The organism is Streptomyces sp. NPDC090088 (assembly GCF_044747345.1).
In the GTDB taxonomy this organism is placed as follows: Bacteria; Actinomycetota; Actinomycetes; order Streptomycetales; family Streptomycetaceae; genus Streptomyces.
Genome location: NZ_JBIVDZ010000002.1, coordinates 673555 through 693953 on the forward strand (window position 1 = coordinate 673555; position 20399 = coordinate 693953).

The 20399-nt window shown below is 70.7% G+C and carries 20 protein-coding genes; 7 read left to right on the forward strand and 13 right to left on the reverse strand.

Going from position 1 to position 20399, the window contains the following annotated elements; all coding sequences use genetic code 11:
- Nucleotides 1-103: 103 nt before the first annotated feature.
- Nucleotides 104-697 carry a DUF4291 domain-containing protein gene (locus ACIPSJ_RS11810; protein ID WP_401345294.1) on the reverse strand — a complete coding sequence of 198 codons (594 nt, stop codon included), beginning with the start codon at nt 695-697 and terminating at the stop codon, nt 104-106.
- A gap of 180 nt (nt 698-877) precedes the next feature.
- Here ACIPSJ_RS11810 and ACIPSJ_RS11815 point away from each other — a divergent pair, with 180 nt between their 5' ends.
- On the forward strand, nt 878-1558 hold the full coding sequence (locus ACIPSJ_RS11815) for a hypothetical protein (protein ID WP_401345296.1): 681 nt from the start codon (nt 878-880) through the stop codon (nt 1556-1558).
- A gap of 374 nt (nt 1559-1932) precedes the next feature.
- Here ACIPSJ_RS11815 and msrA read toward each other — a convergent pair whose 3' ends face one another.
- The 3 genes from msrA to ACIPSJ_RS11830 all read right to left on the reverse strand — a co-directional run bounded on the left by msrA (nt 1933) and on the right by ACIPSJ_RS11830 (nt 5635).
- The gene (msrA, locus tag ACIPSJ_RS11820) at nt 1933-2649 is read right to left on the reverse strand and encodes a peptide-methionine (S)-S-oxide reductase MsrA (protein ID WP_359222211.1); all 717 of its coding nucleotides are present in this window, start codon (nt 2647-2649) and stop codon (nt 1933-1935) included.
- A gap of 110 nt (nt 2650-2759) precedes the next feature.
- Nucleotides 2760-4394: a M48 family metalloprotease gene (locus tag ACIPSJ_RS11825; protein ID WP_401345298.1), complete on the reverse strand. Its 1635-nt coding sequence runs from the start codon at nt 4392-4394 to the stop codon at nt 2760-2762.
- A gap of 122 nt (nt 4395-4516) precedes the next feature.
- The gene (locus ACIPSJ_RS11830) at nt 4517-5635 is read right to left on the reverse strand and encodes a hypothetical protein (RefSeq protein ID WP_359222207.1); all 1119 of its coding nucleotides are present in this window, start codon (nt 5633-5635) and stop codon (nt 4517-4519) included.
- Between the two features lie 143 nt (nt 5636-5778).
- On the opposite strand from ACIPSJ_RS11830, the gene ACIPSJ_RS11835 reads away from it, so the two are divergent.
- The gene (locus ACIPSJ_RS11835; RefSeq protein WP_359222206.1) at nt 5779-6936 is read left to right on the forward strand and encodes a cystathionine gamma-synthase; all 1158 of its coding nucleotides are present in this window, start codon (nt 5779-5781) and stop codon (nt 6934-6936) included.
- Nucleotides 6937-6978: 42 nt separating this feature from the next.
- Here the strand turns inward: ACIPSJ_RS11835 and ACIPSJ_RS11840 are convergent, their stop codons facing one another.
- The 3 genes from ACIPSJ_RS11840 to ACIPSJ_RS11850 form a co-directional block, all read right to left on the reverse strand.
- Nucleotides 6979-7227, reverse strand: a complete 249-nt coding sequence (locus ACIPSJ_RS11840; protein ID WP_355716826.1) for a hypothetical protein — start codon at nt 7225-7227, stop codon at nt 6979-6981.
- The gene (locus tag ACIPSJ_RS11845; protein ID WP_359222204.1) at nt 7224-7730 is read right to left on the reverse strand and encodes a sigma factor-like helix-turn-helix DNA-binding protein; all 507 of its coding nucleotides are present in this window, start codon (nt 7728-7730) and stop codon (nt 7224-7226) included. Before ACIPSJ_RS11845 ends, ACIPSJ_RS11840 begins: the two co-directional genes overlap by 4 nt.
- Before the next feature lie 422 nt (nt 7731-8152).
- Nucleotides 8153-8653 (reverse strand): MarR family transcriptional regulator, encoded by a 501-nt coding sequence (locus ACIPSJ_RS11850; RefSeq protein WP_359222202.1) that lies wholly within the window; start codon nt 8651-8653, stop codon nt 8153-8155.
- 161 nt (nt 8654-8814) lie between these two features.
- On the opposite strand from ACIPSJ_RS11850, the gene ilvA reads away from it, so the two are divergent.
- From ilvA to ACIPSJ_RS11865, 3 genes are all read left to right on the forward strand, one after another.
- Entirely contained in the window at nt 8815-10044 is a 1230-nt protein-coding gene (gene ilvA / locus ACIPSJ_RS11855) for a threonine ammonia-lyase (protein WP_365687133.1), read from the forward strand.
- 188 nt (nt 10045-10232) lie between these two features.
- Nucleotides 10233-11249 (forward strand): ATP-binding cassette domain-containing protein, encoded by a 1017-nt coding sequence (locus ACIPSJ_RS11860; protein ID WP_359222198.1) that lies wholly within the window; start codon nt 10233-10235, stop codon nt 11247-11249.
- A 17-nt stretch (nt 11250-11266) separates the two neighbouring features.
- On the forward strand, nt 11267-12046 hold the full coding sequence (locus ACIPSJ_RS11865) for an ABC transporter permease (RefSeq protein WP_355716950.1): 780 nt from the start codon (nt 11267-11269) through the stop codon (nt 12044-12046).
- Between the two features lie 24 nt (nt 12047-12070).
- Here ACIPSJ_RS11865 and ACIPSJ_RS11870 read toward each other — a convergent pair whose 3' ends face one another.
- From ACIPSJ_RS11870 to ACIPSJ_RS11895, 6 genes are all read right to left on the reverse strand, one after another.
- Nucleotides 12071-13276, reverse strand: coding sequence for a cytochrome P450 (locus ACIPSJ_RS11870; protein ID WP_359222196.1), 1206 nt, complete (start codon nt 13274-13276; stop codon nt 12071-12073).
- A gap of 142 nt (nt 13277-13418) precedes the next feature.
- The gene (locus ACIPSJ_RS11875) at nt 13419-14393 is read right to left on the reverse strand and encodes an antibiotic biosynthesis monooxygenase (RefSeq protein WP_359222195.1); all 975 of its coding nucleotides are present in this window, start codon (nt 14391-14393) and stop codon (nt 13419-13421) included.
- A gap of 6 nt (nt 14394-14399) precedes the next feature.
- Nucleotides 14400-17117 (reverse strand): molybdopterin-dependent oxidoreductase, encoded by a 2718-nt coding sequence (locus tag ACIPSJ_RS11880; RefSeq protein WP_401345302.1) that lies wholly within the window; start codon nt 17115-17117, stop codon nt 14400-14402.
- On the reverse strand, nt 17114-17941 hold the full coding sequence (locus tag ACIPSJ_RS11885; RefSeq protein ID WP_401345304.1) for an FAD binding domain-containing protein: 828 nt from the start codon (nt 17939-17941) through the stop codon (nt 17114-17116). Before ACIPSJ_RS11885 ends, ACIPSJ_RS11880 begins: the two co-directional genes overlap by 4 nt.
- A gap of 140 nt (nt 17942-18081) precedes the next feature.
- The gene (greA, locus tag ACIPSJ_RS11890; RefSeq protein WP_365687113.1) at nt 18082-18582 is read right to left on the reverse strand and encodes a transcription elongation factor GreA; all 501 of its coding nucleotides are present in this window, start codon (nt 18580-18582) and stop codon (nt 18082-18084) included.
- A 168-nt stretch (nt 18583-18750) separates the two neighbouring features.
- Nucleotides 18751-19149 carry a DUF4307 domain-containing protein gene (locus ACIPSJ_RS11895; RefSeq protein WP_359222188.1) on the reverse strand — a complete coding sequence of 133 codons (399 nt, stop codon included), beginning with the start codon at nt 19147-19149 and terminating at the stop codon, nt 18751-18753.
- Between the two features lie 138 nt (nt 19150-19287).
- Here ACIPSJ_RS11895 and mca point away from each other — a divergent pair, with 138 nt between their 5' ends.
- Together mca and ACIPSJ_RS11905 are read left to right on the forward strand one after the other, a co-directional pair.
- Nucleotides 19288-20169 (forward strand): mycothiol conjugate amidase Mca, encoded by an 882-nt coding sequence (gene mca, locus ACIPSJ_RS11900; RefSeq protein ID WP_359222186.1) that lies wholly within the window; start codon nt 19288-19290, stop codon nt 20167-20169.
- A gap of 1 nt (nt 20170) precedes the next feature.
- Complete coding sequence (locus ACIPSJ_RS11905; protein ID WP_359222184.1) at nt 20171-20398, forward strand: hypothetical protein; 228 nt, start codon at nt 20171-20173, stop codon at nt 20396-20398.
- Nucleotide 20399 lies beyond the last annotated feature (1 nt).

Sequence of the window (20399 nt, forward strand, 5' to 3'; positions counted from 1 at the left end):
CTCGGCCGGCGCCACGCCGATCGGGCCGGACACGCCTGCGCCGTCAAGCCTCTGCTGTCGTGTGACCCATCGGCCGCGGTTTGCCGTTCGGCGGACCGGTCCGTCACCCCAGGAGATGGGCAAGGGATTCGTCGCCGGCGGGATAAGGGCGTTCCTGCGGCAGTAGCCGGGTCGCGGAGTCCAGGTCGCCACTGCGGACGAGGGCGTGGATCTCGTGGGCGAGCGGGGTCATGTCGCGGATGGCGACCGTCCACTCGTCCGCGTAGCGTCGTACGGCCTCACCGGAGAGCCCCAGTTGCAAGGACCGGTACGGCAGCGGCTGGAGGTGCAGGTCCCGCTCGGGGTCCCACTGCACGCGAGCGGGCGCGCGCTTCACCTCACGCTGCCAGGTGGCTCGGTCGGGGTGTGCCCCGCGGGCGTAGCTCGACAGGCACGCGTGGCGCAGCGCCCACTCGAATCCGTCACGGCTGATCTCGACAGCGAGGACGGTCTCCTGCCCTTCCTTGGCACCCCACCCGCACCGGTACATCATCCACAGGAACGACGGCTTGATCCACGTCATCCTGTCGCGCTTCCACACAGCGGGGAAACGGCTCTCCTGGACGGCGGGCAGGCCGATTTCCGGGGCGTATGCCTGGTAAACGGTGATCGTGGATGTCGTGTGCAGCGCGCGGATCCTGTGTTGCGGTTCGTCCATGACGTACAGGGTGGGGTTCCTGGCTCTCCGCCGGCCATTCATTTTCGAACGCGGCTGGTGCCGTGCACGGGGCCGGCAGAGATTGAGAGTTCAGGCGAGGACCACTTCAATGTCACAGTGACCACGGCACCGATGGATCCTACGAGAAGCATTGCCGGACGGGCCTCACTGGACGACGTCATGACGGAGCTGTCTCGGCACAGGCCGGTCTTCCACTCCGAAGCCGACCTTCAGCACAATTTTGCCCGGGTCCTCTGGGAGTTGGCGCCGGACGTGCACGCGCGGCTTGAGGTGCCGCAGCGGGGGTCGGGCAAGACCGAGTATCTGGACCTCCAGTGCCTCGGGCCCGAGGGCCGCACTGCGATCGAATTCAAGTACTTCACACGCAGTTGGAACGGCAAGGCCGGCACTCCGGTCGAGGACTACGCCCTGAAGGCACACGGCGCCACCGACCTTGCCCGCCTGCACTTCGTTCGGGACATAGCGAGGCTGGAGCGCTTCTGCCGTCGGCCCGGTCAGAACGGTCTTGCCCTCATGCTGTCCAACGAGACGTCCCTGTGGGCTCCGCCGGACCCTGGCCGCCGACGTACTCGGGACCATGACTTCCGGATTCACCACGGACGGAGACTCGCGGGGACGCTGCTCTGGGCCGACGGGACCTATGAGCCGAACACCTGCAGTCTGCGAGGTACGTACTCCCTCAAGTGGGAGACGTACTCCGAACAGAGCGGAGCAGGTGGAGAGTTCCGCTACCTGGCGGTGTTCGTCGGTTCATCGGCAGGCGGAGCCGATGACGCCACAAGCGGTCAGGATCAAGGAACGGCGGACGTCCGGGAGGCGCTCAAACGGACGGATCGCTGACACCGTCGACGCGGACCGCGACATGGCCCTTCGGTGGCGTTGTCAGTGGTCCCGAGTACGGTGCGGAGCGTTGGGCCGGACGGAGATCGTGAGGGACTCGCGGCCATGGGGGGTGGGTATAGAAGGTCCCCGGCACCCAGCTCGGGACCGGAACGGGATCCGTGTCCCCCCCCACCTCACCCATGGTGCAGCTGTCGCTTGCGGTGCTGTTCCGTGCCTGAGCCTTCGGCCAGCTCTATGCCGAGAATCCTTGAAATGCGATGCCGGCGCTCCCCGCTCCGTACAGGTAACTTCTCCCCGCTGCTGCTCACTTGTGGCCAAGTATCCATCTGCGGGCACACGCCGGAGTCGATGCCCACCGGTGTACGAGAAGGTCAGTCCTCGTCCGTGCTGGGAACAGGCGCGATACCGGTCGGGCAGGCGGCTCCCCAGTCCGTCCCGGACGGGTCACTTAGCTTGACCCCCGTCCCACCGAGTCCGCAGTAACCCGCCGGGTTCTTGTCGAGGTACTGCTGGTGGTAGGCCTCGGCGGGGTAGAAGGGGCGGTTTTCGGCGGGGAGGATCTCTGTGGTGATGGGGCGGTGGTGGCCGGCGGCGGTGAGGGAGTTCTGGTAAGTGGCGCGGGCGGCCTGGGCTGTGGCTGCCTGTTCGGGTGAGTGGGTGTAGATGGCGGAGCGGTACTGGGTGCCGACGTCGTTGCCCTGGCGGAAGCCCTGGGTGGGGTCGTGGGACTCCCAGAAGGTCTTGAGGAGGCGGTCGTACGAGATGAGCTTCGGGTCGTAGACCACGCGGACCGCCTCCGTGTGGCCGGTGAGGCCCGAGCAGACCTCCTCGTAGACCGGGTGCTCGGTGTAGCCGCCCTGGTAGCCGACGAGCGTCGTCCAGATGCCCGCCGGGAGCTGCCAGAACTTGCGTTCGGCGCCCCAGAAGCAGCCGAGGCCGAAGTCGGCGATCTCCAGGCCCTCCGGGTAGGGGCCCTGGAGCGGGGTGTCCAGGACGGTGTGGCGGTCGGGGACGTCGAACGCGGGCCCGGGGCGGCCCTTGAGCGCCTGTTCAGGGGTGGGGAGCTGGGGCGTGCGGCCGAAGAACATGGGTCTCCCTGTCGGGCTGGGGACGGGGCGGGTGGGGCGGAGCACCTGCCTGCCCTGCTGCGACACCCGCGACACTGGCGTCAACGTGGCGGGTGCCGTCCGTATTTCGTTCAGGCGGGCTGTGGGGCTGGTGGCAGCAGGGCGCGCAGCGGGGCCGTGTCGGGGTGGTCGGCGAGCGCCGCGTCCACGGCGGCGCCCAGCGCGGCCTCCGTGCCCGCCTCGCCGTCGAGGTCCGACGCCGATCCGGGCAGGCGCACCGCCGCCGGCCGCGACCAGGAGAACTCCCAGTGCAGCAGTGACCGCGCGCTGAACTCCGCCAGCACCATGCTCTGCAGGGAGTCGCGCAGCACCGGCCGTACGCGCTCCCGGAACTCCTCGGCCTTCGCGGCCGCCGCCTCCTCCGACAGCGGCAGTCTCTGGGCCAGCTGCCACAGCTGACCCTCGTCGATCACCGTGAGCAGCGCGGGCAGGGTCGGCAGGGCCTGGGTGTGGAAGGCCAGCGCCCGGTGCAGCGGGGTGTCGAGGTTGGCCAGCCCCACCGCCATCGACGAGTCCAGCAGCGGCTCCCACCCCGGCGCGCGCTCGAACTGCCGTACCTCGTCGGTCAGTACCTCGTCCTCCAACGCGGCCAGCGTCCGGGCCGGGTCGGTGAGCAGCGCGAGCGCCGGGCCGCCGTCCTCGGCGCCGCGCCCGTCGGCGGGCAGCTCCTCGACGCGGGCCACCCGGTCGGCGATCGGCGGGTGGGAGTCGTACGGGGAGGCGGGCTCCGTCGGCAGTTTCTCCCGGAGCCTTGCCAGCTCCGCCGCGCGTGCGGTCAGCATGCGGCCGAAGCCGCCGAAGAACTGTCCGCGCGGCGGCAGCCGGCGGGCCGGCAGGCCGAGTGTCGCGTACGACTCCAGGTAGAAGCCGTGCGCCGCGGCCAGCACCGGGATCTCGCGCAGCGCGGAGGCGGTCGCGTCCCGGCCGGCGATCCGCGCGGCGGCCAGGTCGGCGGCGTACTCCTGCGCGCGGGCCGTCGACAGCGTGGCCCGCATGTAGAGCTTCGCGTACGCCGTGTAGACCGCAGCCATCATCCGGTACGTGAACCCGGCGCCGGCGGTGTCGATCTCCTTGGCCTTCCTGCCCTTCGCGGTCCGCCTGGCGGCGGCCTGCTCCTGCCGGGCGCGCTCGGCCGCCTCCCTGGAGTCGGCCCTCGCGTGGAAGTGGCCGACGGTCCGCCCGATCTGCGCCCGGCCGCGCACGACGAGGGCCGACAGCCGGGTGTCACCGCCGGTGAAGTGGCCGTACTCATGGGCGAGTACGGCCCTCAGCCGGGCCTCGGTCAGCCCGGTCAGCAGCGGTACGCCGAGGTAGAGGCGGCGCGGTCCGGGGCGCAGGCCGAGCAGCCGGGGCTCCTCGCTGACCGCCGCGTTGACGTCACCGGTGAGCACGATGGTGTCCGGGGCGGCCGTGCCCGTCGCCGCGGCCAACTCCCGCACCAGGGACCACAGTCGCGGCTCGTCGGCCTCCGTGACCACGATGCCGGCCGGGCCCTCGCCCTTGGGCGTGCGCAGCATGACCATGCCCCGCACGATCGGGACCGCCAGCAGCAGCGAGACGATCGCGATCTTCCCGGCGACGGCGGCGGGCGCCCAGCCGAACGCCGCCGCGTCGAGCGCGGCCAGCGCCGCCAGCAGGACGAGACTCAGCAGATAGAAACCGCAGAGCAGAACGAGGGCGCGCAGCGCCCGCAGAGTTGCGCCCATCGGGCAGATCCCCCCACAGGATCCCGGAAACGGGAAACGACGACGAACGACGACGAACGACAAGGAGAACGGACTCGAAGGAGAAAAAGAGGAACGGAGTCGAAGGAGAAAGGAGAACGGACTCAGCTGTGCAGCGACGCCGGGGTGCCGCCGTTCGCCTCGTATCCCGCCACCGCCAGCGCGCGGTAGAGGGCGAACTCGGCGGCCGGGTCGGCGGACAGCGTCCACGGCAGGGCCCCCACATGCCCGTCCACGCGTATCAGTTCGCCCATGGCCTCCGCCCAGCGCTCGGAGCGCACCAGGAAGAACACCAGCAGATGACGGACGTGGGCGAGCATCGGGTCGTCCTGGCGGGCCGCGTGCACCGCGTGCAGGGCGCCGTGGATCGCCTTGGTGACGACCTCGCTCTGGTAGAAGCTCACCACCAGGTTCACCTCGGGGAGGTGCTCGAAGACCGCGAACAGCGGCATCGCGGCCAGCAGCGAGCCCTGCGGGGCGCGCGCGGCGGCGGCCTCGGCGAAGGAGTACGCCAGCTCGCGCGAGCCGTGCCACTTCTCGCACCAGTAGTGCAGCGCCGCCAGATGCGCCCCCATGTGCGTGGGCGCGCGGTCCAGGATCTTCAGCCACAGCTGCTCGAACTCCGGCTGCGGGTAGTTCAGCCCGCGCGCCACCGACAGCTCGATGATGTACGGCACCGGGTCGCCCGGGGAGAGCAGCGCGGCCTGCCCGCAGGCGTCCCTGGCCTCCTCCATGATGATCCGGAAGTCGTCGGTGCCCGGCGTCGACGTCCGCCACGCCTGCTGGACCAGGAACTCGGCGTGCACGGCGGCGCCGCCCGCGTCCTTGGGCTGCTCGGCGCGCCACACCCGCAGCCACTGGCCGCCCGGTGTCTCGCTGACCCCGCCCGGCCGCTGCTGGAGCTCCAGCGCCGCCGCGCCGGCGAAGGCCTGTACCCGCTGCCAGCGCACCTCGCCCGCGATCTCGGTGCCCGCGAGCAGCTGCGAGGCCGCGTGGTAGTCCTGACTGCGCTGTACGACGTCGAGGACGTCGAGCAGGTCCTGGTCGGGGCCGGGCATGCGGATGTCCAGGTCCTCCTCGCGCACGAAACCGTAGTCCGCCGGGTCGGCCGCGTCCGGGTGGCTCGGGTGGACCCGCTCGATCATGCCGCGCCGCCGCCGCAGGACGGGGAGCAGCGCGAAGCTCAGCAGGAGCAACGCCATCAGGGTCCAGAGAATCGCCATGTCACAAGCGAACCAGACGGCGCCGACAATTGGCCAACCGGTGCCCCCGGCCTGTGGACGACCAGTGTCCCGGCCTGTGGACGACGGGCGCCCCGACCTGTGGACAACGCGTCCGGGCCGCCGGAGCACTAGGCTCGTCCACCATGAGCGACAGGCACCACATCAGTCAGCACTTCGAGACGCTCGCCATCCACGCGGGCAACACGGCGGACCCCCTCACCGGTGCGGTCGTACCGCCGATCTACCAGGTCTCGACCTACAAGCAGGACGGCGTCGGCGGCCTGCGCGGCGGCTACGAGTACAGCCGTAGCGCCAACCCGACCAGGACCGCGCTGGAGGAGAACCTCGCCGCGCTGGAAGGCGGGCGGCGCGGGCTCGCGTTCGCGTCCGGGCTGGCGGCCGAGGACGCCCTGCTGCGCACGCTGCTCAGCCCCGGCGACCACGTCGTCATCCCGAACGACGCGTACGGCGGCACGTTCCGGCTGTTCGCGAAGGTCGTCTCGCGGTGGGGCGTGGAGTGGTCGGTGGCGGACACCAGCGACCCGGCCGCGGTGCGCGCCGCGATCACCCCGAAGACCAAGGCGGTCTGGGTGGAGACCCCCTCCAACCCGCTGCTCGGCATCACCGACATCGCCGCGGTCGCCCAGGTCGCCCATGGCGCGGGCGCGAAGCTCGTCGTCGACAACACCTTCGCCACGCCGTACCTCCAGCAGCCGCTCGCGCTCGGCGCGGACGTCGTCGTGCACTCGCTGACGAAGTACATGGGCGGTCACTCGGACGTGGTCGGCGGTGCGCTGATCGTGTCGGACCAGACGCTCGGCGAGGAGCTGGCGTACCACCAGAACGCGATGGGCGCGGTCGCCGGTCCGTTCGACTCGTGGCTGGTGCTGCGCGGCACCAAGACGCTCGCGGTGCGCATGGACCGGCACAGCGAGAACGCCACGAAGATCGCCGACATGCTGAGCCGGCACGCGCGCGTGACGCGGGTCCTGTACCCGGGCCTGCCCGAGCACCCGGGGCACGAGACCGCCGCCAAGCAGATGAAGGCCTTCGGCGGCATGGTGTCGTTCCAGGTCAGCGGCGGCGAGGAGGCGGCCGTCGAGGTCTGCGACCGTGCCAAGGTGTTCACGCTCGGCGAGTCGCTGGGCGGTGTCGAGTCGCTGATCGAGCACCCGGGCCGGATGACGCACGCCTCCGCGGCCGGTTCCGCCCTGGAGGTGCCCGCCGACCTGGTGCGGCTGTCCGTGGGCATCGAGAACGTCGACGACCTGCTGGAGGACCTGCAGCAGGCGCTCGGCTAGATCACCGGCCCGTCACCGGCCGACCACCTGCTCACCGTCGGTTCACCAGCCGACGACGGGCGGGGTCGTCGTGGACGGCGGCTCCGCCCACGGGTGGACCGTCGCCGCCCAGACGGTGAACGCGACGGCCGCCGCGCACAGCAGCAGCCACAGCAGACGGCGCACCCGGCGCCTGCGCCGCAGCAGGCGGCCGCCTCGGCGCAGCGCCTCGCCGTAGAGGTCGGGCGGCAGCGGGGGCGGTGTCCGTTCCATGATCCGCCGGGCGGCGGCCTCACGTTCGACGCGGTTCACGACGGCGCCACCTCCGCCCCCACCACTCTGGGCGCCGCCTTCCGCGGCGGGTGCAACAGGGTGGCCGTCGCCCGTTCGCAGAGGACGTGCACGCGTTCGGTGGGCAGGCCGAGCAGGGCCGCCGTCTGCTCCTCGGCGACCCCCTCGTACAGGCGGAGCACCAGGATCAGGCGTTCCCGGGGGGTCAGGACGGCGAGGGCGCTGCGGGGGTGCGGCCGGGTGCGGCTCAGCGGGCCGCCGTACTCGTGCCACGCGGAGTTCGCGAAGCGCAGGGCGAGGAACTGCCGGGCCATGTCGTACGGGTCCTCGCCGTGCAGCCGGTCCCAGCACGCGTAGGTGTGCGCGAGCGCGCGGGTCAGCAGGCGGCGCGCGCGGGGGTTGGCGTCCGGGGCCTCGGCGGTGAGCAGGGTGGCGGCATGCAGCAGCCGTCCTGCCGCGCCCGCGACGAACGCCTCGAACTCCCGGGCCCGGCGGGCGTCTCGGAACGCCTGCCGATCGCGCACCGTGCCTCCCCGTCCACGGGCCCCCGGGACACGGGTACGGCGGGGCCCGGTCTCATATGAGGCCAGGGGCAGGCCCAGGGTCAAGAGCCGCGCAGCACGCGCGCGTACCGGATAACGCGGGTTCCCGTGCGCGGCCCCTGCGAGAGGGGCGGCGGGCCCTCGTAGCGCGGCCACAGCAAGAGGCGCGGCGGGCCCTCGTAACGCGGCTGCTGTAAGAGGGGCGGCGGGCCCTCTTAGCGCGGCTGCTGTAAGAGGGGCGGTGGCCCCTCGCACGCGGTGGCGGTACGAGGCTCAGCGGACGCTCGTGAGGCTCGGCGGACGCTCGTACGCGGTGGCGGTGCGAGCCGCGCGGGCGCTCGTACACGGCGGCGGTACGAGCAGCGCGGTTGCTCGTGCGCCGTGGTGGTGCGTGGGGCGGGTGGTCAGCCGGCCGGCGGGGTGTCCGTGCCCGGGGGGACGGCCATGCGCGCGGAGAGGGCGGTGTTGAAGCGCGTGAGCAGCGCGCAGAACGCCTCGCGCTCCTCCGGCTCCCAGTCCTGCGTCAACTCCGCCATCAACTGGCGCCGTGACGAACGCACTTCCTCCAGCCGGGACAGCCCGCGCGGGGACAGCTGCAGCACCACGGCCCGCCCGTCCTCGGGGTGGGAGGTGCGCTTGACGAGCCCGGTGTCGACCAGCGGGGCCACCTGCCGGGTGACCGTCGAGGAGTCGATCCCCATGCTCGCGGCGAGCGCCTTGACCCCCATGGGGCCCTCGTTGTCCAGGCGGTTGAGCAGCAGATACGCGGCGCGGTCCATGGAGTTGCGCACCTGCCCGACGCCGCCGAGCCGGGTCTGTTCGGCACGGCGGGCGAACACCGCCACCTCGTGCTGCAGCGTGTCGAGAAGACCGCTGTCACCGACGGTCGTCATGTCCATCGACATTTCAGGTGTTGTGGGCATGGCCGGGGGCTCACTTCATGAAGAGTGCTGTGGTGGGGGACAGAGTACGCGGACAGGGGGCGAGCCGTACCGGCGCTGCGCAAACCGGTCTCGGAGCTTGGTCACACCCGCGGCGGCGGCCTGTGAACTGCGAGACTTGGGTCATGAGCTACGGCACGGCTGACTCCTTGCGCCCCGTCACCCTCGACGACGTGCGCGGCGCCCAGAAGATGCTCACGGGTGTCGCGCGGGCGACCGCGATGGAGGGCAGCAGGCACCTGTCCCAGCTGGTCGGCTCGCCGGTGCACCTCAAGTGCGAGAACCTCCAGCGGACCGGTTCCTTCAAGCTGCGCGGGGCCTACGTCCGGATCGCCGGGCTGCTGCCCGAGGAGCGGGCCGCCGGGGTCGTCGCCGCCAGTGCCGGCAACCACGCCCAGGGCGTGGCGCTGGCCTCTTCGCTGCTCGGTGTGCACGCCACGGTGTTCATGCCCAACGGCGCCCCGCTGCCCAAGATCAGCGCCACCCGGGAGTACGGCGCGGAGGTGCGGCTGCACGGCCAGGTGGTCGACGAGACGCTGGCCGCCGCCGAGGAGTACGCGGCCGAGACCGGCGCGGTCTTCATCCACCCCTTCGACCACCCCGACATCATCGCCGGTCAGGGCACCGTCGGCCTGGAGATCCTGGACCAGTGCCCGGAGGTCGGCACGATCGTCGTCGGGGTCGGCGGCGGCGGGCTCGCGGCCGGGATCGCGGTCGCGGTGAAGGCGATCAGGCCGGATGTGCGGATCGTCGGCGTCCAGGCGGCGGGCGCGGCCGCGTACCCGCCCTCGCTGGCCGCCGGGCACCCGGTCACGGTGCGGCACCCGGCGACGATGGCCGACGGCATCCGGGTGGGACGTCCCGGTGACGTGCCGTTCGCGATCGTCCGGGATCTCGTCGACGAGGTCCGCACGGTCGGTGAGGACCAGCTCTCCGCCGCGCTGCTGCTGTGCCTGGAGCGGGCCAAGCTGGTCGTGGAACCGGCCGGCGCCAGCCCGGTGGCGGCGCTGCTCGCCGAGCCGGGTGCCTTCCCCGGACCGGTGGTCGCGGTGCTGTCCGGCGGCAACGTCGATCCGGTGCTGATGCAGCGGGTGCTGCGGCACGGCATGGCCGCGCAGGGCCGCTACCTGGCGGTTCGGCTGCGGCTGACCGACCGGCCCGGCGCCCTCGCCACGCTTCTGGGGGTGTTGTCAGTGGTCGACGCTAACGTCCTGGATGTGAGTCACGTCCGGACCGACCCTCGGCTCGGGCTCGCGGAGGCGGAGGTCGAGCTGCACCTTGAGACCAAGGGACCCGCACACTGCGTCGAGGTCGGCCACGCCCTGCGTGAGGCCGGATACACCGTCATCGACTGAATTCCGCCAGAATCCGTTCATTCACTCGTTCGGGGAAATCCGTCGACGGACGCGATACATCGCGTTATGGTGTGCCGCATGGCCGTGGCCGTGCCCGCCTGCCGTCCCGCCGGCGAGAAACCATAGGCGGCCCCAAGAGTGCGAACCAAGCCCTTTTCCGAAGCATCCCCAACGACGTGGAGACTGATATGCCAGGCGCCATCTATGCCGAAGGCCTGGTCAAGACCTTCGGCGACGTAAAGGCACTGGACGGCGTCGACCTCGATGTCCCCGAAGGCACGGTCCTCGGACTGCTCGGGCCGAACGGCGCGGGCAAGACCACGACCGTCCGCTGCCTGACCACCCTGCTCCGCCCCGACAGCGGCAAGGCCGTCGTCGCGGGCATAGACGTGCTGAAGCAACCGGACGCCGTACGCCGCTCCATCGGCCTGTCCGGACAGTTCGCGGCGGTCGACGAGTACCTGACCGGCCGCGAGAACCTGCAGATGGTCGGCCAGCTCTACCAGATGAAGGCCAAGCAGGCGAAGGCCCGGGCGGTCGAGCTGCTGGAGCAGTTCCATCTCACGGACGCCGCCGACCGCCCCACCAAGACCTACTCCGGCGGCATGCGCCGCCGCCTCGACCTCGCCGCCGCCCTGGTCGTCTCACCGCCCGTGATGTTCATGGACGAACCGACGACCGGCCTCGACCCGCGCAACCGCCAGCAGCTGTGGGAGGTCATCAAGGACCTCGTCTCCGGCGGTACCACTCTGCTGCTCACCACTCAGTACCTGGAGGAGGCCGACCACCTCGCCCACGACATCGCGGTCGTCGACCACGGCCGGGTCATCGCCAAGGGCACCTCCGACCAGCTCAAGGCCCGCACCGGCGGCGAGCGCGTCGAGGTCGTGGTGCACGAGCGCGAGCACATCGCCACCGCCGCCGAGGTGCTGGCCGGCTTCGGCAAGGGCGAGACCTCCGTCGAGGAGCACACCCGCAAGCTCACCGTGCCCGTCACCGGCGGCGCCAAGCTGCTCGCCGAGGTCATCCGCGAGCTGGACACCCGGGGCATCGAGATCGACGACATCGGCCTGCGCCGCCCCACCCTCGACGACGTCTTCCTGTCCCTGACCGGACACGCGGCCGAGGAGAGGGCCGCTGTCGACGGCGAAGAGAGCGGTCAGCAGAACACCCGCAAGGACAGCCGCAAGGAGGCCGTGAAGTGAGCGCCGTGAACGACTCCATGGTGGTGGCCCGCAGAAACCTGATCCGCATGGGCCGGATCCCCGAGATGCTCATCTTCGGGCTGATCCAGCCGATCATGTTCGTGGTGCTGTTCACCTATGTGTTCGGCGGCTCGATCACGGTCGGTTCGTCCAGCTCCACGCAGGCCTACCGCGAGTTCCTGATGGCCGGGATCTTCGCGCAGACGGTCACGTTCGCCACGGCGGGCGCCGGCGCGGGTATCGCGGACGACATGCACAAGGGGCTCATCGACCGGTTCCGGTCGCTGCCGATGGCGCGTGGTGCGGTGCTGACGGGGCGGACTCTGGCCGACCTGGTGCAGACGGCGCTGACCCTGGTGGTGCTGGCGGTGGTGGCGTTGATCGTCGGGTGGCGGACGCACGAGAACCTCGGCAAGGTGCTCGCCGGGTTCGGGCTGCTTCTGCTGCTGGGGTACGCGTTCTCGTGGATCGGCGCGCTGATCGGTCTGTCGGTGCGTACCCCGGAGGCGGCGACCTCGGGCGGGCTGATCTGGCTGTTCCCGCTGACCTTCATTTCGAACGCGTTCGTGGACGCGAACCACCTGCCGGCCTTCCTGCGGCACATCGCGGAGTGGAACCCGTTCAGTGCCACGGTGCAGGCGTGCCGGGAGCTGTTCGGGAACCTTCCGCCGGGCTTCAACGCGTCCGACGCCTGGCCCATGCAGCACCCGGTCTGGGCCTCGCTGATCTGGTCGGTCGTGATCATCCTGGCCTTCCGGACGCTCGCGGTCCGCAAGTACCGCCGGGCAGCCGGCTGAGCACGGCGGCCCGGCACGCCCGGCCTACCAGGCCACCGGCAGCTCCAGTGGGAACCGCCTGATCGTCTTCGTGTCCCACCGCAGTTCCTGCGGCTCCACCGCGAGCCGCAGACCGGGGAATCTCTCCACCAGGCGGCCGATGGCCACCTCCAGCTCCGCCATGGCCAGCGGCATCGCGATGCACCGGTGTCCGCCCCAGCCGAAGGTCATGTGCGGAGCGGTGGGGCGGTCCGGGTCGATGACATGCGGGTCCGGGTAGCGCTCCGGGTCACGGTTGGCCGTCAGGTACGACACGTGCACGAAGTCGCCCGCCTTGATCCGCGCACCCTCCAGCTCCACGTCCTCCAGCGCCACCCGGGGAATTCCGACCCCCTTGCGGAACGGGATCCAGCGGAGCAGCTCGTGCAGTACGTCGGTGATGCTCTCGGGCCGGCGCCTCAGGTGCCGCATCAGCTCGGGCCGGGTCAGCAGCAGATAGGTGATGTTGCTGATCTGGCAGGTCGCCGTGTCCTGGCCGCTGAGCGCCAGCGTCAGCGCCATCACCGCCAGCTCCCTGTCGTCGAGCTGCTCCTCGCCCTCCCGCGCCGCGGCCATCGCGCTGATGAGGTCGGGGCCCGGTGAGGTCCGGCGCCGTGCGACGAGTCCGGCGAAGTACTCGGTCACCTCGGCCTTGGCCTTCGCGGCGGCCTCCTTGTTGCCGGCGCCGACGACGAGCAGCTGGAGCACGGAGGCCTGGATCCGGGGCCAGTCCTCCCGTTCGACACCGAGCAGGTCCAGGACGGCGTGCTGGGGCAGCTTCTCGGAGAGGTGCCGCACCAGGTCCGCCGGCGCGCCCTCCTTCTCCATGCCGTCCAGCAGGCGGTCCGTGAGCCAGACGATCCGCTGCCGCATCTCGTCGACATGCTGCTGAATGAAGGCCTGCGAGGCCAGGTGACGGACGCGGCTGCTGTGCGGCGGGTCCACCACGTTGATCGATTCCGGCGAGACGATGGGCTCCGGTGTCATCCGGGGATAGTCGTGACCGATGACGCCCGCTCTGCTGAACCGGGGGTCGATGGTCACCTGCTTGACGGCGTCGAAGCCGGTGACCAGCCAGGCGTCCGCGGCGCCATAGGGGAGCCGGATGCGCGCGGGGGAGCGGCGCCGCATCAGGGCCGCGAGCTCAGGATCGAAGTCGAGTGCTTCGCTGAAGTCGAACGAGCAGGTGATTGTCTCGTTGTCCGCGGCCATCAGCCGGTTCCTCCAGGCATGGGTGCGACGTCGGCGGTGCGGAGGCGATCGGCCTCCTCGCAGGATGCAAGCACGGGATACCGCCCCGACCGCTGACCGGCACAGGTGCACCCGGCCAGGTGGGCTAACACCGGGTCCCGGCTCAGGGCAGGGTCCAGAACCGGACCGTGACGAGGTAGAAGACGACGGCCCACACGGCCATCGCCACCGCGACGATGCCAAGGCCGCGGAGGTTGCTCCGGGCCGCCGGTTCGTCCGGCGGCGGCCGCAGCCAGCGCCCGAGCAGCGGGTTCACGTAGTAGGGCATGGTCAGGAAGCTCATGAGGAAGCTCGACAGCAGATTGCCGATGAGCAGACCGACCCAGAGCCTCAGATGCAGCGGGGACAGCGCGAGCGTCAGCAGGACGACGGTCGGGTACAGGCCGACCCAGATGGCGAGGGAGGTCCTGGTCTCGGAGGGCGGCGGCGGTGCCTCCTTGCCGTTGCCCTCGAAGGCGAACCAGCTGCCGAAGGAGTTGTCGATCGTCCGCAGGGTGAAGTCGCTGAACTTCTCGCCCTCGGCCAGGATCTCCCGCCGCTCGGGCGAGGTCAGCCAGGCCTCCAGGTGCTCCGCGCTGTCGTAGCGGTACAGGGTTGTCCATTCCTCCTGGAGTCCCTCGACGGGGCGGAAGAGCTCGGTGCCGCGGAACCCCTCGAACCTGCTCTCCTCCTGGACCATGCGGCGCTGCCAGTCGAGGAAGTCGTCGACCTGCTTCGGGTGGACATGGTGCGTGACCACCACGGTGACCAGCGGATCCAGTGCCTGGGTGCCGCTGCTGACCACCTGCTGGGTGGCCGGACCGTCGAAGTACTCCCGGCCGGCGTCCAGAAACGTCTGCCTGGTCCCGCTGTTGATCCACGCCTGCAGATGGGCCACCGAGTCGAACCGGTAGACGATGACCCAGTCGGGCTGCAGGGGTGTCGGCGGGGAGACCTCGGCGCCGAGGAAGCCCGGGTAGTAGGAGGCCGCGGTGTTGAGGCGCTCCTGCCAGGACTCGAACTCCCGCTCCCGCCCCGGCAGGACCTTCTGGCCGATGATCGCCGTCGCCGCCGCGGCCACGTTCCTCTCGGCGTTCATGACGGCTCAGCCCGCCGGCACCGACTGCTCCGCGGGGAGCCGGCCGTAGACGCGTTCCGGGGTCAGCGGCAGGGCGCGGTAGCGGACGCCGGTGGCGTCGTGCACCGCGTTCGCCAGCGCGGGGGCGACCGGGTTGATGCAGCACTCGGCCATCCCCTTCGCCCGCAGGGGGCCCACCGAGTCCGCCGAGCCCACCAGCAGGACCTCGGTACGGGGGATGTCGGCGTAGGTGGGGATGCGGTAGTTCCGCAGGTTCGGGTTGACCATGACGCCGTCGTCGTCGACCTGGTGGTTCTCGGTGAGCGCGAAGCCGATGCCCTGGGCGACACCGCCCTCGATCTGGCCCCGGACCTGCGCCGGGTTGATGATCACCCCGGCGTCCGCGGCCTGCACGCTGTGCAGGATCCGGATCTCGCCCGTCACCCGGTGCACGGCGACCCGGAACCCCTGGGTGTTGGAGGTGATGCTGCGGGGCGAGCCGTAGGTCTTGCGGGCGGCCGTGAAACGGATGCCGCGGCCCCGGGCCAGCGCGACGAGTTCGGCCAGCGACACCCGCCGGTCCCCGCAGCGGACACCGTCGTCGTCCATCGTGCAGAGCACGACATGGACGCCCGTGTGGGCCGCGGCGAACTCCAGGATGCGGTCGCGCACGGCGCCTGCCGCCCGCAGTACCGCGTTGCCCGCCACGAAGAGGCCCGCGCTCGCGAAGGCGCCGGTGTCGAAGCCCGTGCGGTCGGTGTCGGACTGCACCAGACGGATCCGTGAGGGCGTGGTGCCCAGCTGGTGGGCGGCGATCTGGACATGGGCCGTGGAGGTGCCCTCGCCGAACTCGACGGTGCCGACGGCCAGTTCGTAGATCAGGTCGTCGCCCAGGGTGACCCAGGCCTCGGAGAGGTGGTCCGTCGGGGGCGCGGTCTCGTGCAGGGAACTCGCCACACCGGTGCCGACGAGCCACTCGGGACCGGGCGGCGGCCGGTCGGCCGCACGGGCCAGCGCGGCGCCCACCAGGTCGAGGCACGTGGCCAGTCCGTCCTCGGTGAAGATCACGTCGTCGGGGCCGTCGTGCAGGGCGACCAGGGGTTCGCCCGGCCGGACGATGTTGCGCCGGCGCAGTTCCAGCGGGTCGAGGTGCAGGGCGCGGGCCAGTTCGTCCATCGCCGACTCCACGGCGAAGGCCGGCTGGGTCATGCCGTAGCCGCGCAGCGCCCCGCTCGGCACGGTGTTGGTGTAGACGGAGTACGCGTCGTACTTCTTGTTGGGGCAGCGGTAGATCATGACGGCGGCGCCGCCCGCGTACGCGGTCTCGCCGCCGTGGTTGCCGTAGGCGCCCGTGTTCGAGACGTTGCGCACCTGGAAGGCGGTGAGTGTTCCGTCGGCCTGCGCGCCGAGCCGGACCGTCAGGGTCATCGGATGCCGCGGCGAGGCCGTGGTGAACTCCTCCTCACGGGTGAACTCCAGACAGGTGGGCCGCCCGGTGTCCAGGGTGGCGAGCGCGACCAGGTCCTCCGTGATCACCTCCTGCTTGCCGCCGAAGCCGCCGCCGACGCGCTTGCAGAACACCCTCAGCTGGTCCGGGCGCAGCGCGAACAGGTACGCCAGCTTGACCTTCGCGATCGACGGGGACTGCGAACTGGTGCGGACGTTCAGCCGCCCGTTCTCCATCCAGGCGATCGAGCCGTGGGTCTCCAGATGCGCGTGCTGCACCCGGGGGGAGAAGTAGGTGCCCTCGTGGATCACGTCGGCGGCGGCGAATCCGGCGTCGACGTCGCCGATGTGCGCGTGGAGTTCGAGCAGGATGTTGTGGACGGGGTCGCGGACGAACGGATCGTCGGAGCCGTGCAGTTGGGGGGCGCCGTCGGCCATCGCCGCCTCGGGGTCGAACACCGCCGGCAGCACCTCGTACGCGACCGCGAGCCGTCGGCAGCCCTCCTCGGCCGCCCCGACGGTGTCGGCCAGGACGGCGGCGACGCGCTGGCCGGCGAAGCGGACCGTGTCGTCGAGGATGTAGGTGTCGTCCGGGTCGACCAGGTGGTCGGTGTGGATCGCCGTGGTGAAGCGTCTGCGCGGGACGTCCTCCCAGGTGTAGACCCGGTGCACGCCGGGCACCGCGAGGGCGGCGCGCTTGTCGATCGAGAGGATCCGGGCGTGCGCGTGGGGCGAGTGCAGCACCTTGAGGTGCAGCATGCCCTCGATCCTCGTGTCCATGGTGAACTCGGCGTGTCCGGTCACCACGTCGTGGCCGGCGGGCGCGCCGACGCTGGTCCCGACGGCCTTGCCCGGTGCCGCCGTCTCCACCGCGGTGACGCCCTTCACGGCGTCCTCGATCGCCCGGTACCCGGTGCAGCGGCAGAGGTTGCCCTTCAGCGCCCGGGGCAGATCCGCCTTCTGCTCCTCGGTGAAGGTCGCCGACGTCATGATCATGCCCGCGGTGCAGAAACCGCACTGGAACCCCGGGGCGTCCTCGAACTGCCGCTGCATGGGATGCGGGGCGCCGGGCCGGCCGAGCCCCTCGATCGTGGTCACCTCCCGGCCGTCCGCGCGGAAGGCGGGGGTGATGCAGCTGTGCACCGGGGCGCCGTCCAGCCACACCGTGCAGGCGCCGCAGTCGCCCGCGTCGCACCCCTTCTTCACTCCGAAGTGGCCGAGTTCGCGCAGGAAGGTGCGCAGACACTGGCCCGGGGCGGGTTCCCGGTCGAAGGTCCGACCGTTCACGACGTACGTCATGGCAGGTCCCCAGCCGTGAGTTCGCGGCGGATCTCCTCGGCGAAGTACCGGGTCAGATGCCGGCGGTGGTCAGGGGTTCCGTTGGGGTCGGCGAACCAGACGCCGGCCGGCAGGGCGTTGATCCGCTGTCGCAGGGTGCGGGCGTCGGGCAGCGAGTCGAAGGCGAGGCGGACCGGCCGCGTGGTGCCGGCGGTGACGGTGAGCAACAGGTCGTTGGCTCCCGGCCGTTGGGTGCCGACGAGGAACACGGTCGAGCGGCCGAGCCGGGTCAGTGTGAAACGGCGGTGTGCGGTGCGCCCCCGCAGCGCGTGCGCCGGGACGGTGATCCGCCGCAGGATCTCCCCGGGGGCGAGGACGTTGCGGTGGTCGCCGGTGACGAAGTCCAGGGCGTCGACGGTCCGCACGGAGCCGTCCGGAGCCCACAGTTCGTACCGCGCCTCCAGCGCGACGGCGAGCGTGATCATCGGGCCGGCCGGCAGGGACATGCAGATGTTGCCGCCGACGGTCGCCGCGTTCCAGACCTTGAACGAGGAGAGGAACGCCTCACAGCTGCGGCGGAAGAGGATCGCGGCCGTCCACTCCAGCGGCCAGGGGAACGCGTACAGGTCGCGCACCGTGCAGGTGGCGCCGATCTCCAGGCCCTCGGCCGTCGGGACCAGGGGCTCCCAGCTCAGCGCCGTCAGGTCGATGAGCCGTCGCAGGTCCGGCTGGTCCGTGGAGTAGAGCCAGGTGCCGCCCGCGAGCCAGGCGTCGCCCTCGTGCCAGTCCGTGCCCGGCCGCTCGGAGGGGCGCCGGACCACTTCGGTGATGGTGTTGAGGTCCATGGGAACCGACCTGGCGGGCGCTGAAACCTTTGTCACATTTTATCGCCGCATGCGCGGGGAGTCCTGGTGGCCCCACGGCACGACAATGCCCCCGGCGTCACGCGGACACCGGGGGCGGGTGGCTGTCGTGCCGGTCGGGATCAGCCCGAGTACGGCTCGGCCTTGAGGATCTTCACCGAGGCCTTCTTGCCGTTCGGCAGCTCGTACTCCGCGTCCTCGCCCACCTTGTGACCGATCACGCCGGTGCCCAGGGGGGACTGCGGGGAGTAGGTCTCGATGTCGGCGCTGGCGTACTCGCGCGAGGCGAGGAGGAACGTCATGGTGTCGTCCTCGTCACCGTCGAAGGCGATGGTCACCACCATGCCGGGCGCGACGGCGCCGTCCGCGGAGGTCGGAGCCTCGCCGACCTTGGCGTTCTCCAGGAGCTGGGTCAGCTGGCGCACACGGAGCTCCTGCTTGCCCTGCTCCTCCTTGGCCGCGTGGTACCCGCCGTTCTCGCGCAGGTCGCCCTCCTCGCGCGCGGCCGCGATCTTGGCGGCGATGTCCGTGCGCGCAGGACCAGACAGGTACTCCAGCTCGGCCCTGAGCTGGTTGTACGCCTCCTGGGTCAGCCAGGTGACGTTCTCGCTGGTCTGGGTCACAGGTGCTCCTCGTCGGTACTGGGAATACAAAGCATCGCCCTACCCAGAAGCATGTTCCTTCACGGAAGGGCGAAACCACGAGCCTAACAATTCAACGGCGGAAGGGGGAGGACATAAGCCATCAGAATCACGTCAACGCAGGTCAGCGTCTACGTATTGTGGCTGACGTCAGTCGGCGTGGCAGCCGAGCAGCTCCGCCGTGGTGCCCCGGGCCGTCGTACGGAGCGTGACCACCCTGTCGATCTGGGTCGCGGAACCGGTGAAGCGGAAGTCCGCCCGGCCCACCTCGGAGCCGTCCGCCGCCTGGGAACGCAGGGTGCAGTAGCCGGTGGTGCCGGAGTCCTTGTGGACCTCGAGATGTACCTTGACCGCGTCGGCGGAGGCGTCGAAGGTGACGACCTGCGCACTGATCTTGCTCTCCACCACGTAGTGGTACGCCCAGTATCCGACGAGGACGAGCAGCAGGGCGCCCAGGATCACGCCGGCGGTCCTGAGCCTGCGGTCGGCGCGCTCGTCCGAGGTGCCGCCGTAGCGCCCCTCGGGCAGCCGCGTACTCGCGGTACTCATGATCGACCTCCCGGCAAGAACCACCCCGGACCCGGCAGGACCCGGACCCCGGAATTATTCGCCCCCCGATTCGGTCACTATAGAAGCCGCCGATCGCACCCCATGACACCGGGGCGCCGACTGACCAAGGATTGAGTCTTGACTGACCAGCTGCGACTGATGGCCGTGCACGCCCACCCCGACGACGAGTCGAGCAAGGGCGCGGCCACCATGGCGAAGTACGTGTCCGAGGGGGTGGACGTGCTGGTCGTGACCTGCACGGGCGGGGAGCGCGGCTCCATCCTCAATCCCAAGCTGCAGGGCGACAAGTACATCGAGGAACACATCCACGAGGTGCGCAAGAAGGAGATGGACGAGGCCCGCGAGATCCTCGGGGTCGAGCAGGAGTGGCTCGGCTTCGTCGACTCCGGTCTGCCCGAGGGCGACCCGCTGCCCCCGCTGCCCGAGGGCTGCTTCGCCCTGGAGGACGTCGACAAGGCGGCCGGTGAGCTGGTCCGCAAGATCCGCGCGTTCCGCCCGCAGGTGATCACCACCTACGACGAGAACGGCGGCTACCCGCACCCCGACCACATCATGACCCACAAGATCTCGATGGTGGCCTTCGAGGGCGCGGCCGACGCCGAGAAGTACCCCGAGGCCGAGTTCGGCCCCGTGTACCAGGCGCGCAAGCTCTACTACAACCAGGGCTTCAACCGCCCCCGCACCGAGGCGCTGCACAACGCCATGCTGGAGCGCGGCCTGGAGTCGCCCTACGGGGACTGGCTGAAGCGGTGGAACGAGATCGAGCGCACCGAGCGGACCCTGACCACGCACATCCCGTGCGCGGAGTTCTACGAGATCCGGGACAAGGCGCTGATCGCCCACGCCACGCAGATCGACCCCGACGGAGGCTGGTTCAAGGTCCCGATGGACCTCCAGAAGGAGGTCTGGCCGACCGAGGAGTACGAGCTCGCGAAGTCGCTCGTCGACACCTCCCTACCCGAGGACGACCTCTTTGCGGGCATCCGCGACAATGCCTGACATGAGCGCAAGCCTGGCACTGACGCACCTCGTCCCCCTCGCCAAGGAGGTCGACGAGAACAAGGTCACCCCCGGCGTCCTCGGCTTCATCGTCTTCGCGGTGATGGCGGTGGCGGTCTGGGGACTGATGAAGTCCATGAACAAGCACATGCAGAAGGTCGACTTCAAGGAGTCGTCCCCGGAGTCCAGGGCGGACTCCGGGACTCCGGCGGCCGATCCCAAGGTCTGAC

What these genes read in the sequence shown, in the direction of transcription:
- ACIPSJ_RS11905 (WP_359222184.1), top strand. Translation starts at nt 20,171, where the DNA reads ATGAGCGCAAGCCTGGCACTGACGCACCTCGTCCCCCTCGCCAAGGAG.
- ACIPSJ_RS11875 (WP_359222195.1), bottom strand. Translation starts at nt 14,393, where the DNA reads ATGAACGCCGAGAGGAACGTGGCCGCGGCGGCGACGGCGATCATCGGC.
- ACIPSJ_RS11835 (WP_359222206.1), top strand. Translation starts at nt 5,779, where the DNA reads ATGAGCGACAGGCACCACATCAGTCAGCACTTCGAGACGCTCGCCATC.
- ACIPSJ_RS11850 (WP_359222202.1), bottom strand. Translation starts at nt 8,653, where the DNA reads ATGTCGATGGACATGACGACCGTCGGTGACAGCGGTCTTCTCGACACG.
- ACIPSJ_RS11865 (WP_355716950.1), top strand. Translation starts at nt 11,267, where the DNA reads ATGGTGGTGGCCCGCAGAAACCTGATCCGCATGGGCCGGATCCCCGAG.
- ACIPSJ_RS11830 (WP_359222207.1), bottom strand. Translation starts at nt 5,635, where the DNA reads ATGGCGATTCTCTGGACCCTGATGGCGTTGCTCCTGCTGAGCTTCGCG.
- msrA (WP_359222211.1), bottom strand. Translation starts at nt 2,649, where the DNA reads ATGTTCTTCGGCCGCACGCCCCAGCTCCCCACCCCTGAACAGGCGCTC.
- ACIPSJ_RS11880 (WP_401345302.1), bottom strand. Translation starts at nt 17,117, where the DNA reads ATGACGTACGTCGTGAACGGTCGGACCTTCGACCGGGAACCCGCCCCG.
- ACIPSJ_RS11825 (WP_401345298.1), bottom strand. Translation starts at nt 4,394, where the DNA reads ATGGGCGCAACTCTGCGGGCGCTGCGCGCCCTCGTTCTGCTCTGCGGT.
- ACIPSJ_RS11895 (WP_359222188.1), bottom strand. Translation starts at nt 19,149, where the DNA reads ATGAGTACCGCGAGTACGCGGCTGCCCGAGGGGCGCTACGGCGGCACC.
- ACIPSJ_RS11860 (WP_359222198.1), top strand. Translation starts at nt 10,233, where the DNA reads ATGCCAGGCGCCATCTATGCCGAAGGCCTGGTCAAGACCTTCGGCGAC.
- ACIPSJ_RS11885 (WP_401345304.1), bottom strand. Translation starts at nt 17,941, where the DNA reads ATGGACCTCAACACCATCACCGAAGTGGTCCGGCGCCCCTCCGAGCGG.
- ACIPSJ_RS11815 (WP_401345296.1), top strand. Translation starts at nt 878, where the DNA reads ATGACGGAGCTGTCTCGGCACAGGCCGGTCTTCCACTCCGAAGCCGAC.
- ilvA (WP_365687133.1), top strand. Translation starts at nt 8,815, where the DNA reads ATGAGCTACGGCACGGCTGACTCCTTGCGCCCCGTCACCCTCGACGAC.
- ACIPSJ_RS11870 (WP_359222196.1), bottom strand. Translation starts at nt 13,276, where the DNA reads ATGGCCGCGGACAACGAGACAATCACCTGCTCGTTCGACTTCAGCGAA.
- ACIPSJ_RS11810 (WP_401345294.1), bottom strand. Translation starts at nt 697, where the DNA reads ATGGACGAACCGCAACACAGGATCCGCGCGCTGCACACGACATCCACG.